This is a genomic window from Paenibacillus xylanexedens, from assembly GCF_017874615.1.
In the GTDB taxonomy this organism is placed as follows: Bacteria; Bacillota; Bacilli; order Paenibacillales; family Paenibacillaceae; genus Paenibacillus; species Paenibacillus xylanexedens.
The window spans coordinates 49,159-62,971 of the sequence record NZ_JAGIKV010000007.1 but is presented as its reverse complement, the minus strand read 5'-3'; the positions used below and the strand labels follow the sequence as shown (position 1 = coordinate 62,971).

Annotated in this window: 11 protein-coding genes; 1 reads left to right on the top strand and 10 read right to left on the bottom strand. The window is 46.6% G+C overall.

Annotated features, from left to right (window positions below; genetic code table 11):
• Positions 1 to 86: 86 nt before the first annotated feature.
• Entirely contained in the window at positions 87 to 1,283 is a 1,197-nt protein-coding gene (locus J2Z28_RS11070) for an AI-2E family transporter (RefSeq protein ID WP_211082522.1), read from the top strand.
• Here J2Z28_RS11070 and J2Z28_RS11065 read toward each other — a convergent pair.
• The 10 genes from J2Z28_RS11065 to alaS all read right to left on the bottom strand — a co-directional run bounded on the left by J2Z28_RS11065 (position 1,262) and on the right by alaS (position 13,431).
• Positions 1,262 to 2,959: a peptidoglycan D,D-transpeptidase FtsI family protein gene (locus J2Z28_RS11065; protein ID WP_244988230.1), complete on the bottom strand. Its 1,698-nt coding sequence runs from the start codon at positions 2,957 to 2,959 to the stop codon at positions 1,262 to 1,264. The genes J2Z28_RS11070 and J2Z28_RS11065 overlap by 22 nt on opposite strands.
• A gap of 236 nt (positions 2,960 to 3,195) precedes the next feature.
• Entirely contained in the window at positions 3,196 to 5,484 is a 2,289-nt protein-coding gene (locus J2Z28_RS11060; RefSeq protein WP_244988229.1) for a methyl-accepting chemotaxis protein, read from the bottom strand.
• 234 nt (positions 5,485 to 5,718) lie between these two features.
• Entirely contained in the window at positions 5,719 to 7,047 is a 1,329-nt protein-coding gene (locus J2Z28_RS11055; protein ID WP_211082519.1) for a peptidase U32 family protein, read from the bottom strand.
• Positions 7,048 to 7,064: 17 nt separating this feature from the next.
• Positions 7,065 to 7,994: a peptidase U32 family protein gene (locus tag J2Z28_RS11050; RefSeq protein WP_211082518.1), complete on the bottom strand. Its 930-nt coding sequence runs from the start codon at positions 7,992 to 7,994 to the stop codon at positions 7,065 to 7,067.
• Positions 7,995 to 8,008: 14 nt separating this feature from the next.
• Positions 8,009 to 9,049: an endolytic transglycosylase MltG gene (gene mltG, locus J2Z28_RS11045; RefSeq protein ID WP_244988228.1), complete on the bottom strand. Its 1,041-nt coding sequence runs from the start codon at positions 9,047 to 9,049 to the stop codon at positions 8,009 to 8,011.
• 76 nt (positions 9,050 to 9,125) lie between these two features.
• On the bottom strand, positions 9,126 to 9,440 hold the full coding sequence (locus J2Z28_RS11040; protein WP_047844066.1) for a DUF1292 domain-containing protein: 315 nt from the start codon (positions 9,438 to 9,440) through the stop codon (positions 9,126 to 9,128).
• A complete protein-coding gene (locus J2Z28_RS11035) occupies positions 9,441 to 9,740 on the bottom strand; it encodes a DUF1292 domain-containing protein (RefSeq protein WP_017686820.1) in 300 nt (99 codons plus the stop codon).
• A 12-nt stretch (positions 9,741 to 9,752) separates the two neighbouring features.
• The gene (ruvX, locus tag J2Z28_RS11030) at positions 9,753 to 10,169 is read right to left on the bottom strand and encodes a Holliday junction resolvase RuvX (RefSeq protein WP_211082517.1); all 417 of its coding nucleotides are present in this window, start codon (positions 10,167 to 10,169) and stop codon (positions 9,753 to 9,755) included.
• A 128-nt stretch (positions 10,170 to 10,297) separates the two neighbouring features.
• Positions 10,298 to 10,558 (bottom strand): IreB family regulatory phosphoprotein, encoded by a 261-nt coding sequence (locus tag J2Z28_RS11025; RefSeq protein ID WP_036616950.1) that lies wholly within the window; start codon positions 10,556 to 10,558, stop codon positions 10,298 to 10,300.
• A 242-nt stretch (positions 10,559 to 10,800) separates the two neighbouring features.
• A complete protein-coding gene (gene alaS / locus J2Z28_RS11020; protein WP_211082516.1) occupies positions 10,801 to 13,431 on the bottom strand; it encodes an alanine--tRNA ligase in 2,631 nt (876 codons plus the stop codon).
• Positions 13,432 to 13,813: the final 382 nt, after the last annotated feature.

Genomic DNA, 13,813 nt, shown 5'->3' with positions numbered 1-13,813 from the left:
TTTTCTTGAATCCTGTTTTCCCAAAAAGATAGCTATCGTGTACAATAAATACAATCTAATTATTGCCATCAAAAGGAGCCATGTCCATGCTACCGCTTTACAAAAAATACGGGCGAACTGTCTTTGACATCGCATTGCTCGTATTAACCGTGTATGTGATCATGTACGGTTTCAGTCAATTATACCATGTGGCTGCACCGGTCTTTCTATCATTCATTGTGTATTGGATGATTGAACCGCTGGCCAAATTTTTACATCGCAAAGGATTGCCCAAGACACTTGGAGCCGCCATCTCCGTCTTGTTGTTTCTTGCATTAATTGTCGCTGCCTTTTTTGGGGTAGGCTTGATTATCATTTCACAAATTTCCAATCTTCAAGATAATTTTCCCGTATACATTGAAATGATACAACGTGAATTCACCAATCTGGTTCTATTCATTCAGGACAAGTCAGACGCTCTCCCTGATGGAGTTATGGAAAAAGCGAATGATTATTTTGCAACCCTGACCGGGTTCCTGTCCAAATGGGTAACTAGCGGCGCGCAATTCGTTGTAGGTTTCCTCAGTTCATTCTCTTCGTTTATTACGAACTTCGGAATTGCGATTATTCTGGCATTTTTCCTCAGTATCGAGATTGAATCCTGGCGCAAGTTCGCCCGTGCGAAAACGCCCAAAACATTAAAGTTAGCTATTGAATTCATGCGTAATCACGTGTTCAAGACGATCCGCTCATATCTGAAGGCACAGTTGATCATGATGCTCATTACGTTTGTATTGATTTATGCAGGTTTGTTGATTTTGGGAACCTCTAACGCCTTTACCATTGCAGCAGTCTGTGCGGTCTTTGATCTGGTGCCACTGCTTGGTGTTCCTGTTGTGTTTATTCCATGGATCGTCTACTTATTCATTATAGGCAATAGTAGCCTGGCGATTGGCCTGATTGTCATTCTGGCAGTGACGATGCTGACACGACAATTGCTGGAACCGAAAATATCGGGTAACTCGATTGGTGTATCTTCGGCGTACTTGATGCTTTCGTTTATGCTGATCTCCCTTTCGATCTTTGGCCTGGCTGGTGTAGTGTTATCTCCAGTGCTTCTGATCCTTCTGAAAGAACTGTTACAACAAGGGTACCTGCAAAAGTGGATTCACCTGCCAAAAGATGAATTTGAATCCTCTCCATTGGTCATGGACCCACCCGTTAATAAGGCCTCATCGAGTTCTGCCGAGTCTACTGTACACCGTCCCATTCCTGCGAAGGATCATGAGGACTCCGCCAAATAGTCCATCACCTTCCTGAAGAGAGCCGTCGCCTGATGTTGGCTGTCAGGAGAGACATTTTGGACAAGAACAGCTACAGCATATTTGGGTTGTTCTACCGGTCCATAACCAATGAACCATTGATTGTTGCGCTTCTCTCCATGTTTCTGTACTTGAGCTGTACCTGATTTCCCTGCAACATGCCACCGCGCACGCTGCAGGGATTTTCCTGTTCCCTCACGGACTACCTTATTCATCCAGGATAACAGTTTATGCGCTGTTGCGGGAGCAATCTGTCCTGATGCTGAAGGCGAATCATGCAAGGGCATCTCCAGCATGGTGCCACCATCCGCATATCGAATGCGCTTAACGAGACGTGGGGCACTAACCTTTCCATCATGTAACAGTGTAACGATCAGATTGGCAGCTTGCAGAGGTGTAACCAAGACATCCCGCTGACCAATTGCGGTCTGTATTTTCGCACCTTCATCAGCAGAAGAAACAGCCTCTGTTCTCACACGCCCGTGATCCTCATGATCAAAGTGTCGTAACACAGGTATTCCTGCCATCTGCTTCCCCTCCCAGCCAATCGGACGCGCGAGTCCCAGACGATCAGCCGTGTTCTCCAGTTGTTCCATACTCAGCCTGCGCGCCGTTTCCGCAAATACGATGTTGCAAGACTCAGCGAATCCTTGCTCCAGATTCAAGTCTCCATGCCCGTGCTCCTTCCAGCAAGACAGCCCATATCTTCCGTACTCACCACCGCAATGGAATTCTTCTCCGTTAGAAACCGCATGATACTCCAAAGCAGCAGCCGCAGTGACAATTTTGAAAATGGAACCCGGTACGGCTCCCTGTACTGCACGATTCCCCCAGGCCGATTCTTTAGGGTCCACATGTTGTGGCTGATAGAAAGGGCGGGAGATCATGGCGCGAACATCTGCGTTAGCGGCATCTAACACAACAATGGCCCCTTCTTGTAATCCAGATTCTTGCGTCAACTCCTCCAAACCACGCTGTAACTCAGCATCCACTGTGGTTTCTACACGTAAAGGATAATGGCTATTGGTCGGTGCAATGACGTGCGGCTGAATATTAGGGATAATCTCTCCACCACCCGAGACCATGCGTGATACAAGCGTAGGGCCAATTCCCCTTAACAGCGGCTCAAGTGTCCTCTCCAGTCCCGCTGCCCCTGATTTCATAGCAAATGGCTGTTTTACTTCATCCTCATGCCCAGTTAGAACTTTGGAGGACTCAGGCTGTTCAGCCAGATAACCCATCCACTGCATTCCTGTATGCCCCTGAAGGTACCTTGTCATCATCGGATAGATGCCAGCTCCTTGCAGGTGCAAACTACGTAGGTGCTCCACCTGAGCCGCGTTCAAATGAACAGGCTGATGTGTACCTGCTGTCCAGAAATGAGGAATACTTTCCTGATTCCATTCCTTCTTCAATTGATCCGGATCGGTATGTAATATAGCTGCCAACTGTATCATCTCGGAGCCTTCTAATGCCCCTTGCTTGCGTAATTTCTCTAATGGACTTGCCTGTGGAAAAAGAACCAGTCCCCACTGCAGCTTACCGGTCAACGCCTCCCCCTTGTAATCCGTAAATTGTCCCCGCCCCGGGTCAAGCATCACCCCGCGTTCACGCTGCAATACAGACATTTCACGTACCGTTCGGTGAAATCCAGGCATCGTCTGATTCACCTGAACAATCTGGACCCATCCCAATCGTAATATAAGCAATCCAAAGACAAGAGTTAGAAGAATACAAGTTATAAAGATTCGCCGTTTCGCAAGGAGATGCATCCCAACCTCACCTTTTGTCGTTTTGACATATTATTGCTGATATGGCTTGGAATTATCCGGTAAACAAAAAGAAAACCTGTCCCATGTACGGGACAGATTCTCCTCATTTCAACCTTGGCTTGTTACACCGTAAAGCGTGACAAGGTTTCTTTCAGTTCAGTAGACACATTCTCCAGTTTGCCAGACAGATTAACCAGCTGGTTACTGATATTTTGCTGTTCACTGCTCAAGGAAGCTACTTCTTGGGACGTTGCAGAAGATTCTTCAGCTACAGCGCTGACATTGCTCATGGCTTCAGACAACGTACCTTGGGATTTGTTTAAATCTCCAATAGAACCTGTCACCATGCCCAGACGTTCCACAAATGCACCCATCTGTTCCTGTACGGAAGCAAAGATGACGTTGGTATCTTTAACCGCATCCATCTGTTCCTTGAATAACGGATAAGCTGCTGACAACGCATCCACGGTCTCATTCATTTCAGTCATGATTTTGTCTGTAATCTCTCCAACCATCTCAATGGATTGTCTGGATTGAGCCGCGAGCTGACGAACCTCATCAGCCACCACCATGAATCCGCGTCCGGCTGCACCGGCACGTGCTGCTTCAATGGTTGCATTCAGGGAAAGAATATTTGTCTGTTTCGTTATGTTTTGCAGCACTTCAAGCACTTTCAGAACAGAAGACGTGCTCTCTTTCAGCGAATCAACCTTATTCACCAGTGCACCAATCATTTCTTCTGTCTTCTGCGTTTTGGTCATCAACTGATTCAGATGTTGTGTTCCTGTCTGACTGGACTTCTCTACATGACGAGCAGAATCACCCATCTGTTCATTAGCAGCGATTACACTCTGCATCTGACGAGAGATATTGTCAGTTAATTCATTGCCACGTTCCGCTTCGGTTGCCAAACTGCCTGCACCGCCTGCGATCTCCTCTGTAGCTACGGCGATCTCCGAAGCAGATACAGCCGTTTTCTTGGATGCACTGCTCAGCTCAGAGGCCGTATCCAATACTTCCTGCGCAGAACGATTGGTTTGTTCAACCAGCTTAGTAATCTGCTCCATCATCAGATTGAAGGCAGTCGAGAGCTGACCAATTTCATCCTGGGAGCTATATGGTGTACGAACTTTAAGATTACCTTTCGCACCTTCCTGCATCAGGTCTTTCAATTTGCCGAGTGGACGAGCGATCATACGCACCATCCAGATCCCGATCAATACTGCAATCCCCGCATCAACCAGTGCCATCCACAGGGTCAGAGTCAGAATGCCTTTTGCGTCCTGAACCAAAACAGAGGTAGGTATCATACCAACCAGTTTCCAATTGGATGTATCCATCGTACTGTATACAGCCAGCATTTCCGTAGATTTGCCATCTACCGTATACTCCGTATTCGTGCTACCTGCTGGTTCGGTCAACTCTTTGACAAATGCAAGCTCTGTATCTTGTCCTGTACGATCCGAGATAGAGGATGCAACGACTTTATTATCCGGAGCAATCAGTTGAAGAATAGCTCCTGGCCCCAGATCAAGCGATTTCAATTGTTCCTCCAAAACTTCCAGTTTCAGTTCAATAACCAGAACATACGACTGAGTGGTCCCCTGCAAGTTTTTCATGGAACGTGCAATTTTAAACGTTGGCGTTGAGCCATCTTCTTTGACCTCTGTTGGAAGCCAGCGATAACCGCCCGCCTCAATTAACTCACTGTACCATGCTTCCTGGCGAATGCTGCCCATGGATGAACTGTTGCTGCCGGTACCCATAATGGACTTTGTATCGTCCGTAGGCACTAAATAAATCGCTTCCATAGATTTATTTGTAAATGCAACATTGGACAGTTGCTTGTTGATTGAACTTGAGTTCACGAATGTATCATACGCAGTCAAATTCGTATCTGACATTTTTTGTAGCAAGGACTGCATTTCCGGATCAAAGAAAATCTGTGTGGATGTATCGACAAACCGCTCCAAAATGATGTCCATTTTTTGCTTGGTCTGATCAATGGTCTCCTGATTGGCACGCGAAGCATTTTTCTCTATCGTACCTTTGGCCTTCGAATAGGATAATAGACCTAAACTCACTACAAAAATCATAATTGCCGCAAAAAAGATCAAGAACAGTTTAACCCCTACGGATTTAACCGGATTTGCCTTCTTAATCTGTTGGAAAGAAGACCCTCCAAGGTTTTTCCAATCCCGGTTTTTAAATTGTTTCTTCACCCAATCAGTCTTGAGCCAGCCCAGCTTGAGCTTGCTGCGGTCAATCTTAAACAATCTTTTGCCATTACCTGTCGTTTTGCTTTTGACTACTTTTTCTTTCTTCACTTTCTGAACCTTCTCAGGATTAACCTGCTCGACTTTTGTCACTTGCTCCCCACTGTCTTTCTGCTTCTTTTGAACCAATCCCATTCACCTGCCAGTAATTTACTTGTTAGATTTTTCTTTCTCTCCCCTATAAATATGTAGTATTCGACAGTTTTCTTCGTTCCCCTTTCACTTTCCAGAAATATTTTACAACTTTATTCCTATTTTTCTATAAAAAAAAGACCCCCATCTGCCGATATACGGAGGTCCCCATGTAAATTTCATAACACTATTTTGTTAAATCGTAATACAATATTGACACATTGTAGGTATTTGAGCCTACTTCTTTTTTCTCATCATATCGAAGTACGAAACCGGTTGATCTACCTTCATTTTAATCAGTTGCAACGGGTGACGAGCAGCATCTAGAACATTGCCCTCTTCATCCTGTATTTCGCCGACCACCTGTTTGAAAAAGTGACCTCCCGGACCGAAAAATTCGATTTCCTGTCCTGGTTTGAAGTGATTGCGCTGTTGAATGGTTGCCATTCCTGTGACAGCATCATACCCCATGACCAAGCCAGCGAAGTCAAAAGGTACAGCCTTTTCTTCCGGTTCATAGATATGATCTTCATGGTCTGGTGTATCATAGAAAAAGCCGGTATTGAGCGGGCGATTTGCCGCTTTGTTCATTTCTTCAACCCACTCAGGTTTCAGAACATAGTTGTCCGGGTCGGCCATATAAGCGTCAATGGCTTGACGGTATACGTTAACCACAGTTGCCACGTAGTGGATAGATTTCATACGTCCTTCGATCTTGAAACTGTCCACACCCACATCAATCAACTCTGGGATATGACCAATCATGCACAGATCCTTAGATCCCATGGAGAATGAATTATCCTGTTCCTGGAACAGAGGAAGCTGGTTCTCACCCAGTTTGAATGGCGCAGGTGCCTTCATCTGCATGTCCTCTTCGCTGACCCACACCGTATCTTCTCTCGCATCCTCGAACAGATCATACTTCCAGCGACAAGACTGGCAACAGCCACCCCGGTTGGAGTCCCGATCCGTAAAATGGTTGGAGAGCACACAACGTCCGGAATACGAGGAACACATCGCCCCATGAATAAAGGCTTCAATTTCGATATCCACATTGGCCTTGATCTCTTCAATCTCTTCAAAGCTGGTCTCACGTCCGAGAACAACACGTGGAAGTCCTTCATCTTTCCAGAACTTCACGGCTTGCCAGTTGAGTGTGGATTGTTGAGTACTTAGATGTACCTCAAGGCCTGGCACAGCACGAAGAGCTACTTCAATGATAGCCGGATCGGCTACGATGATCGCAGAGATCCCCGCATTATAGAGGTTTTGCAGGTACGTTTCGATACCCTCAACATCCTCATTATGTGCATAGATGTTCGTCGCTACGAACACTTTGGCTCCATACTTTTTGGCAAACTCCACACCTTCACGCATCTCTTCAAAGCTGAAGTTATCCGCGTTGGAACGCAGTCCATAGGCCTGTCCACCGATATATACGGCATCTGCACCGTAATGGATCGCAAATTTCAGTTTTTCCAGATTACCCGCCGGAGCTAGCAGCTCCGGTTTGTCCAGACGGTTACGTTTCCCCGAGAACTTCCGCTGTACCGCCACTGTTTCCATTCTGTTCACCTCATCTATTAATACACTTGTTCTTTATAGAAAAATCCAAACGACAATTCACGTTCAGGGTCCTGTAACTTCCGCACCTCAGCGAGCCACTCTTCAGAAAAAGCATATGCATCGGCATCGGCTACATAACTGTCAATCGCTGTCCGATATGCACGTACAACAGCTTCGTTGTAGGTAAGTGATTTTAACATACCTTCAATTTTGAAACTGTGCACACCCGCCTCCATCAACAGATGAAGATCTTCGAGGATACATATATCCTCTGAGCTCATAATGTGTGTACCGTTAATATCCTCATAGATCGGGAATTTCTCATCCCGGCGTTCAGCCTCGATCAGGAACAATCCCCGTTCTTTGCCCAGATGTCCCTCAACCGGCCGTCCTTGATGAGCCATGTAACTTTGCACCAGACTGCGCTTGGAATGATAAATATTCGTCATGCCATGCACCTGAACCTGAGCTTCCACCTTCAGAAAAGGAACCATTTCCGTCAACTCGTCCATATTCAACTCTCGGGCAAGTACAACGCGACTCGCTCCCTTGGTTCCCCAATAGTTGGCCGTCGCATAGTTCGTTGAAGTCATCTCCGCATTCCAGTGCAGCTTCACATGTGGAGCGTATTCCTTCATGGTGGCCTGCACGGATGGATCATTAAACTCCACACCATCAATACCGATTCTGCCAAGTGATTGAACATATTCAGGCAATTCTTTCAACAGTTCGTTGGACATCAGATTAGTCATGGATACATACACACGCGCCTGATGTTTGGCTGCAATGGCAACCACCTCTGCTGTCTCTTCCACGCTAAAGCTGCCTGGTAGACGCATGCCGAATCGATCATCTCCAATGACCAGAGCATCTGCTCCAGCCTGGAGCAGCACTTCTGCCTCTTTCACATTCGCTGCTGTAACGAGCAGTTCATGTTTCTTACTCATATAATCCCCTCCGCTTATTGCGCAGCCTTACTTTTGGCTATATTTTGCTGGTGTTCCTTATACGTTTTGGCAAATAGATGTCCAGACGAGCCATCCTTTTTTGTCACATAGAACAGATACTCCGAAGCTTCCGGATTTAGCGCTGCCTCAATGGACGGAAGACTTGGACTGGCAATCGGACCGGGTGGCAAGCCTTTGTTCAGGTACGTATTATAGGGACTTTTCACCTTTAGATCCTTGAAAAACAATCGTTCCTTCGGTCTGTCGAGCAGATATTGCACGGTAGCATCAATCTCCAGCTTCATATCTTGATTGATCCGATTGTAGATTACACCTGCAACCAGAGCACGTTCCTCATCCACCACAACTTCTTTCTCCACGAGTGATGCAATCGTCAGCAGTTCATGCAGAGAAAGGTTCTTTTCCTGAAGCTTGGCTTCCAAATCAGGAATGGAATTAATCTTAGTCTGGAATTCTTCCAGCATCCGTTGCATCACATCATGTGTGGAACTTCCCTTTTTCAGCTCATACGTCTCCGGGAATAGATACCCTTCCAATACGTAGCGAAGTTCTTCATCCACTGGAATATCTTTGATGATATCTACATCGAAGGCCGAAGGATCATTGGCCAGCTTAATGAATTCATCCCGATCTACAACATGCTCATAAGAAAGCTTACCCGCCATTTGCAGAACGTTATAACCCTCTGGAATCGTAAATTTCACCATTTCTTCCGGTATAACTTCCCCACTACTCAGCTTGCTAACAATCTCATCATATGTCACGCCAGGATTCATAGAATATGTACCCGCCATGAAATTTGAACCTAGTTTCTTCCACTTTAAATACCCTTTGAAGGTTAACCCACTTCGGATGAGGCCTTCTTCTTGAAGCTGATCCGCGATTTTCGAAGTTCCCGATCCGCTCTTAATCTCGAATACGACTGGTTCTGTAGAAGCTTCCACAGGACGCATCATACTCCATACGTATCCACCTGCGCCTCCGGCAAGAACTACAATGATAAGCAGTATGACTACAATTGCTTTCCCTTTCAAAAAAGAAACAACTCCTTTACACAACCAAAAAGAGCGGACTTCTCCGCCCTCCCGGTTTCTTCAATTTGAAGCTGATTTAATCTTCGTCTATCGGGAGTGTACACTCATCATACAATTCCGAGATGTTCTCCCACTCATCATCATCGTCGATCGTAACTAACTCCGGCATGATCTGGTCTTCACTTCCAGGTGATACCCGCAGAAGTTCAACCTCGTCATAAGGTCGCAACGAACTGCGGAGCACCGCGTACTGCTGACCGTTCACTTCGAACTCAGCCAACAAGTCATACGGTTGTGATTTACCGTTCTCTTCTTCGAGCTCAACATGAGCACCGAATGCCAGACGCAGTGAATCTGTCCATTTCAGGTCTTTGCGGCTATATTCCGTCATTTAGTTCGCTTCCTCTTCATCTTCAGCAAGAAATGTATTAAACGTCTCCTCGACGATATCCCACTCGGCATCATCTTGGATGACGAAAAGTTTAATATCGTCGCCCTCTTCTTCATAACGGAATGCATATACATCCGTTTCGCCATCTTCAGGTTCAACCGGAGCAACCATCATGTACTTGGCCTCCGAACCGTCTACTTCAAACTTCATGATGACTTCAAATTCCTCTTCATTACCCTCGTCATCCGCAATGTAAATAATTTCCGCTTCTTCTTCCATACCCAGTTGATCTTCAGCCATTGTTGATCCCCCTCACCTTCTACTATTGGCATCCAAATAATTTTGCAAAATCAAGCTTGCGGCCATTTTGTCCACAACTTGCTTGCGTTTTTTCCGACTGACATCCGCTTCAATCAGCGTACGTTCTGCTGCCATGGTTGTCAGCCGTTCATCCCAAAGGTGAACAGGTAAATTCAGTTCATCCCGCAGGCGATCGGCAAAAGCAATGCATATCTCACCGCGCGGTCCTACGGTGCCGTTCATGTTTTTGGGAAGTCCGACTACGATCTCACTAATCTCATGCTCACGCACAAGATCGGCAATCCGAGTGAACTCACCTTCATCACGGCGGCGTTCAAGTACTTCCAATCCCTGGGCAGTCCAACCGAAGACGTCACTCGCGGCAACTCCGATTCTTCGGTCCCCATAGTCCAAACCTAATATTTTCATCCATGCTCTCCCATCCTGGGGCCTGCTCAGGTCGATTACAAATAATCGCCTTCTCAAGCTTCAGGCTGTCTTCTGTCGGTTCATTTCCCGCTGCCTGCAAGGCTGCAACACAGCGGAAGCGGCGTACATTACCGGTGATTGGCCAGATAGGAACGTACAAGCTCTTCAATCAGCTCATCGCGCTCCTTTTTACGGACCAGACTACGTGCGTTGTTGTGACGAGGAATGTATGCCGGGTCTCCAGAAATCAGATACCCAACAATCTGGTTGATCGGATTATACTCCTTATCGACCAATGCATCATATACCGTGAGAAGAATCTCTTTGGATGATGCTTCCTGTTCGTCACCTTTCACATTAAATTTAACCGTCTTATCCATGGAGTCCATTGATGACACCTCGCTCCTGCATGAACATGGGGACCATGTCCTGCCGAATTGATTTCTGTTTATATAATAACATATTCTGACTGCCACAAGTAAACAAAGGATAAGGCAATTGTGTTTTTTGCTTGTCCTTTACTGGCTTCAGCATATTGCATCATTCGATTCCACACGCTCTCGGGTACAAAAAATAAACGAACAGAACCATTTCGATTTATTTTTTGACGATTGAAAGCCACTCAATGGATTTATGCATTATGCCCGCTAACCAGCGAAACCGCCAGTTTCAGCGCTTCATCCAGCTTGGTCGCATCCTTACCTCCGGCTTGCGCCATATCTGGACGTCCACCACCGCCACCGCCGCATACTGCTGCGACTTCTTTGACGATTTTGCCTGCGTGTAATCCTTGTTTTACTTGTTCAGCAGGTACTGCTACAACAAAATTCACTTTGCCGTCCGCTGGAGCACCCAATACGAGTACCGCGTTAGGCAATTTTACTTTCAACTCATCTGCCACTGTACGCAGCGCATCCATGTTCGGAGCATCTACGCGTGCTGCCAGCAATTGTGTATTTCCTGCTTGTACCACTTGATCGGTCAATTGACCCGCTTCCATAGCACTCAGCTTGCTTTGCAGGGATTCAGTCTCTCTGGCTGCTTCTTTCAGTTGTTGGTTCAGACCTTCAATCCGTTTAGGTACATCAGCCACATTTGCTTTGAGCAGTGCTGCTGATTGTTTAAGCAGTTCCAACTGGCTTTCCACATACAGATATGCGCCGCGGCCAGTTACAGCTTCGATCCGGCGTACGCCGGATCCAATTCCGCTCTCGCTCACCAGTTTGAAGATTCCAATCTCTGAAGTATTATTTACGTGACAGCCGCCACAAAGTTCCAAACTGTAGTCTCCGACTTGAACGACACGTACAATATCTCCATATTTTTCGCCAAACAGGGCCATTGCCCCCATTTCTTTGGCTTCATCAATAGCTTTCAGCTCGATGTTCACGTTCAGACGATTCCAGATCTGTTCGTTCACTTGACGCTCAATTTCTGTCAACTCTTCCGGCGTAATGCTGCCGAAGTGAGAGAAGTCAAACCGTAGACGCTGTGGCTCTACGAGCGATCCTGCCTGGTTTACGTGTGTGCCGAGCACATCTTTGAGTGCCTTGTGCAGCAAGTGGGTTGCTGTATGGTTTTTGATAATGTCGCCACGTTTCGCTGAGTCTACTTCGGCGTTGATCACATCACCTACACGCAGTTCACCAGACTCCACAGTCACCAGATGTACATGTTGTCCGAGTGGAGCTTTGAACAAACCTTGTACTTTTGCTGTTACACTAGCACCTCGCAGCAAGCCCTGATCACTCACTTGACCCCCACTTTCCGCGTAGAACGGAGTCTTGTCCAGAACAACCTGACACGTCTGTCCTTCGCCTACAGATTCAACAAGGGCGTCACCAGCTACGATGGCTACCACTTTTGCTTCCGTCAACAGGTCAGTATAACCAACAAACTCGCTTTTAACCTCCAGATCAGCAAGTGGTCCGCCTTGAACTTTCATGCTCTCGTTCTCTTGACGCCCAGCACGTCCAAGCTCACGTTGTTTCTGCATGGAAGCATCAAAACCTTCACGGTCCACAGTCAGACCATGCTCTGCTGCATAATCTTCTGTCAGGTCAAACGGGAAACCGTACGTATCATACAGCTTGAAAGCTTCAGGTCCGCTAATAACGGTGCGTCCTTCTGATTTGGCTGTGCCGCTGATATCAGCCAGAATAGCCAGACCATCTGTTAGAGTTTCGTGGAAACGCTCTTCCTCGGTTTTGATTACTTTGGCGATGAACTCCTGTTTGTCTACTACCTCAGGGTAGTACATGCCCATCACTTCACCAACGGTTGTTGTCAATTCATACAGGAATGGACGGTCAAGTCCAAGTACTTTTCCATAACGAACTGCACGGCGAAGCAAGCGGCGGATGACATATCCACGTCCTTCATTACTTGGCAGAACGCCATCACCTACTGCAAAGGCAACCGTACGGATATGATCGGCAATGACTTTCAGTGCAACATCAATCTCTACGCTGTCGTTATATTTCACATCCGCAAGAGCGGCTGTTCTTTGAATCATCGGTTGGAACAGGTCTGTGTCGAAGTTGGAGTCCACATTTTGCAGAATGGAAGCAAAACGCTCCAAACCTGCACCTGTATCAATATTTTTGTTAGGAAGCGGTGTGTAGCTGCCGTCCTTGTTATGGTTGAACTGGGAGAATACCAGGTTCCATACTTCCAGATAACGTTCGTTTTCCCCACCTGGATACATTTCAGGATCACTCATGTCGTTTCCGTAAGCTTCGCCGCGGTCATAGAAGATCTCGGTACAAGGTCCACATGGGCCTTCGCCGATATCCCAGAAGTTTTCATCCAATTTGATGATACGTTCAGCAGGCAGTCCCACTTTTTCGTTCCACAGTTTGAAAGCTTCTTCATCTTCCGGATATACCGTTACGGAAAGACGTTCCGGATCGAAACCGATCCACTCTTTGCTGGTCAAGAACTCCCATGCCCATGTAACCGTCTCTTCCTTGAAGTAATCTCCAATAGAGAAATTGCCGAGCATTTCAAAGAACGTATGGTGACGACGCGTTTTGCCGACATTCTCAATATCATTGGTACGGATACATTTTTGGGAGTTCGCTAGACGCGGGTTCTCCGGCTTCTCACGTCCGTCAAAATATGGTTTGAGCGGTGCCATACCTGCATTGATCCACAAAAGGGAAGGATCGTTGTGAGGCACGAGCGATGCGCTCGGCTCGATTTTGTGACCTTTACTTGCAAAAAACTCTATCCATTTGGACCGGATTTCACTGGCTTTCATACTGGATGCCCCCATTAAATTATAATAGTCCGTTGCGTATTCGCTCCGGTTGGTCAACATTGTTTTTGTAAAAATAAACACAAAAAACGCCCCTGAATAATCAGGGACGATGTCATCGCGGTACCACCCTGGTTATTGCTGTTCATCCCTTGCTGCATGGATAAACAAACAATCTCCTCGTTCATGCGAAATAACGGTCGCTCCCGGCAGGGTTATCCTGCACTCCGAAATCAGCTTTCTGCCGCTTCATCTTTCAAGACTCTTCCAGCCATCAGTTCAGGCTCACCCTGATCCGATGAAGTCTATTCTCTGAGGAAAGGAACCCTCGGCGTACTTTATTTCATCATCGATTTCATGTTCTCAACATACACACTCATTATAT

Bases quoted from the DNA above. Each gene is read 5' to 3' on its own strand.
- J2Z28_RS11065 (WP_244988230.1), bottom strand. From the start codon at position 2,959: ATGCCTGGATTTCACCGAACGGTACGTGAAATGTCTGTATTGCAGCGT.
- J2Z28_RS11035 (WP_017686820.1), bottom strand. From the start codon at position 9,740: ATGGCTGAAGATCAACTGGGTATGGAAGAAGAAGCGGAAATTATTTAC.
- J2Z28_RS11040 (WP_047844066.1), bottom strand. From the start codon at position 9,440: ATGACGGAATATAGCCGCAAAGACCTGAAATGGACAGATTCACTGCGT.
- J2Z28_RS11050 (WP_211082518.1), bottom strand. From the start codon at position 7,994: ATGAGTAAGAAACATGAACTGCTCGTTACAGCAGCGAATGTGAAAGAG.
- ruvX (WP_211082517.1), bottom strand. From the start codon at position 10,169: ATGAAAATATTAGGTTTGGACTATGGGGACCGAAGAATCGGAGTTGCC.
- J2Z28_RS11060 (WP_244988229.1), bottom strand. From the start codon at position 5,484: ATGGGATTGGTTCAAAAGAAGCAGAAAGACAGTGGGGAGCAAGTGACA.
- J2Z28_RS11070 (WP_211082522.1), top strand. From the start codon at position 87: ATGCTACCGCTTTACAAAAAATACGGGCGAACTGTCTTTGACATCGCA.
- J2Z28_RS11025 (WP_036616950.1), bottom strand. From the start codon at position 10,558: ATGGACTCCATGGATAAGACGGTTAAATTTAATGTGAAAGGTGACGAA.
- J2Z28_RS11055 (WP_211082519.1), bottom strand. From the start codon at position 7,047: ATGGAAACAGTGGCGGTACAGCGGAAGTTCTCGGGGAAACGTAACCGT.
- alaS (WP_211082516.1), bottom strand. From the start codon at position 13,431: ATGAAAGCCAGTGAAATCCGGTCCAAATGGATAGAGTTTTTTGCAAGT.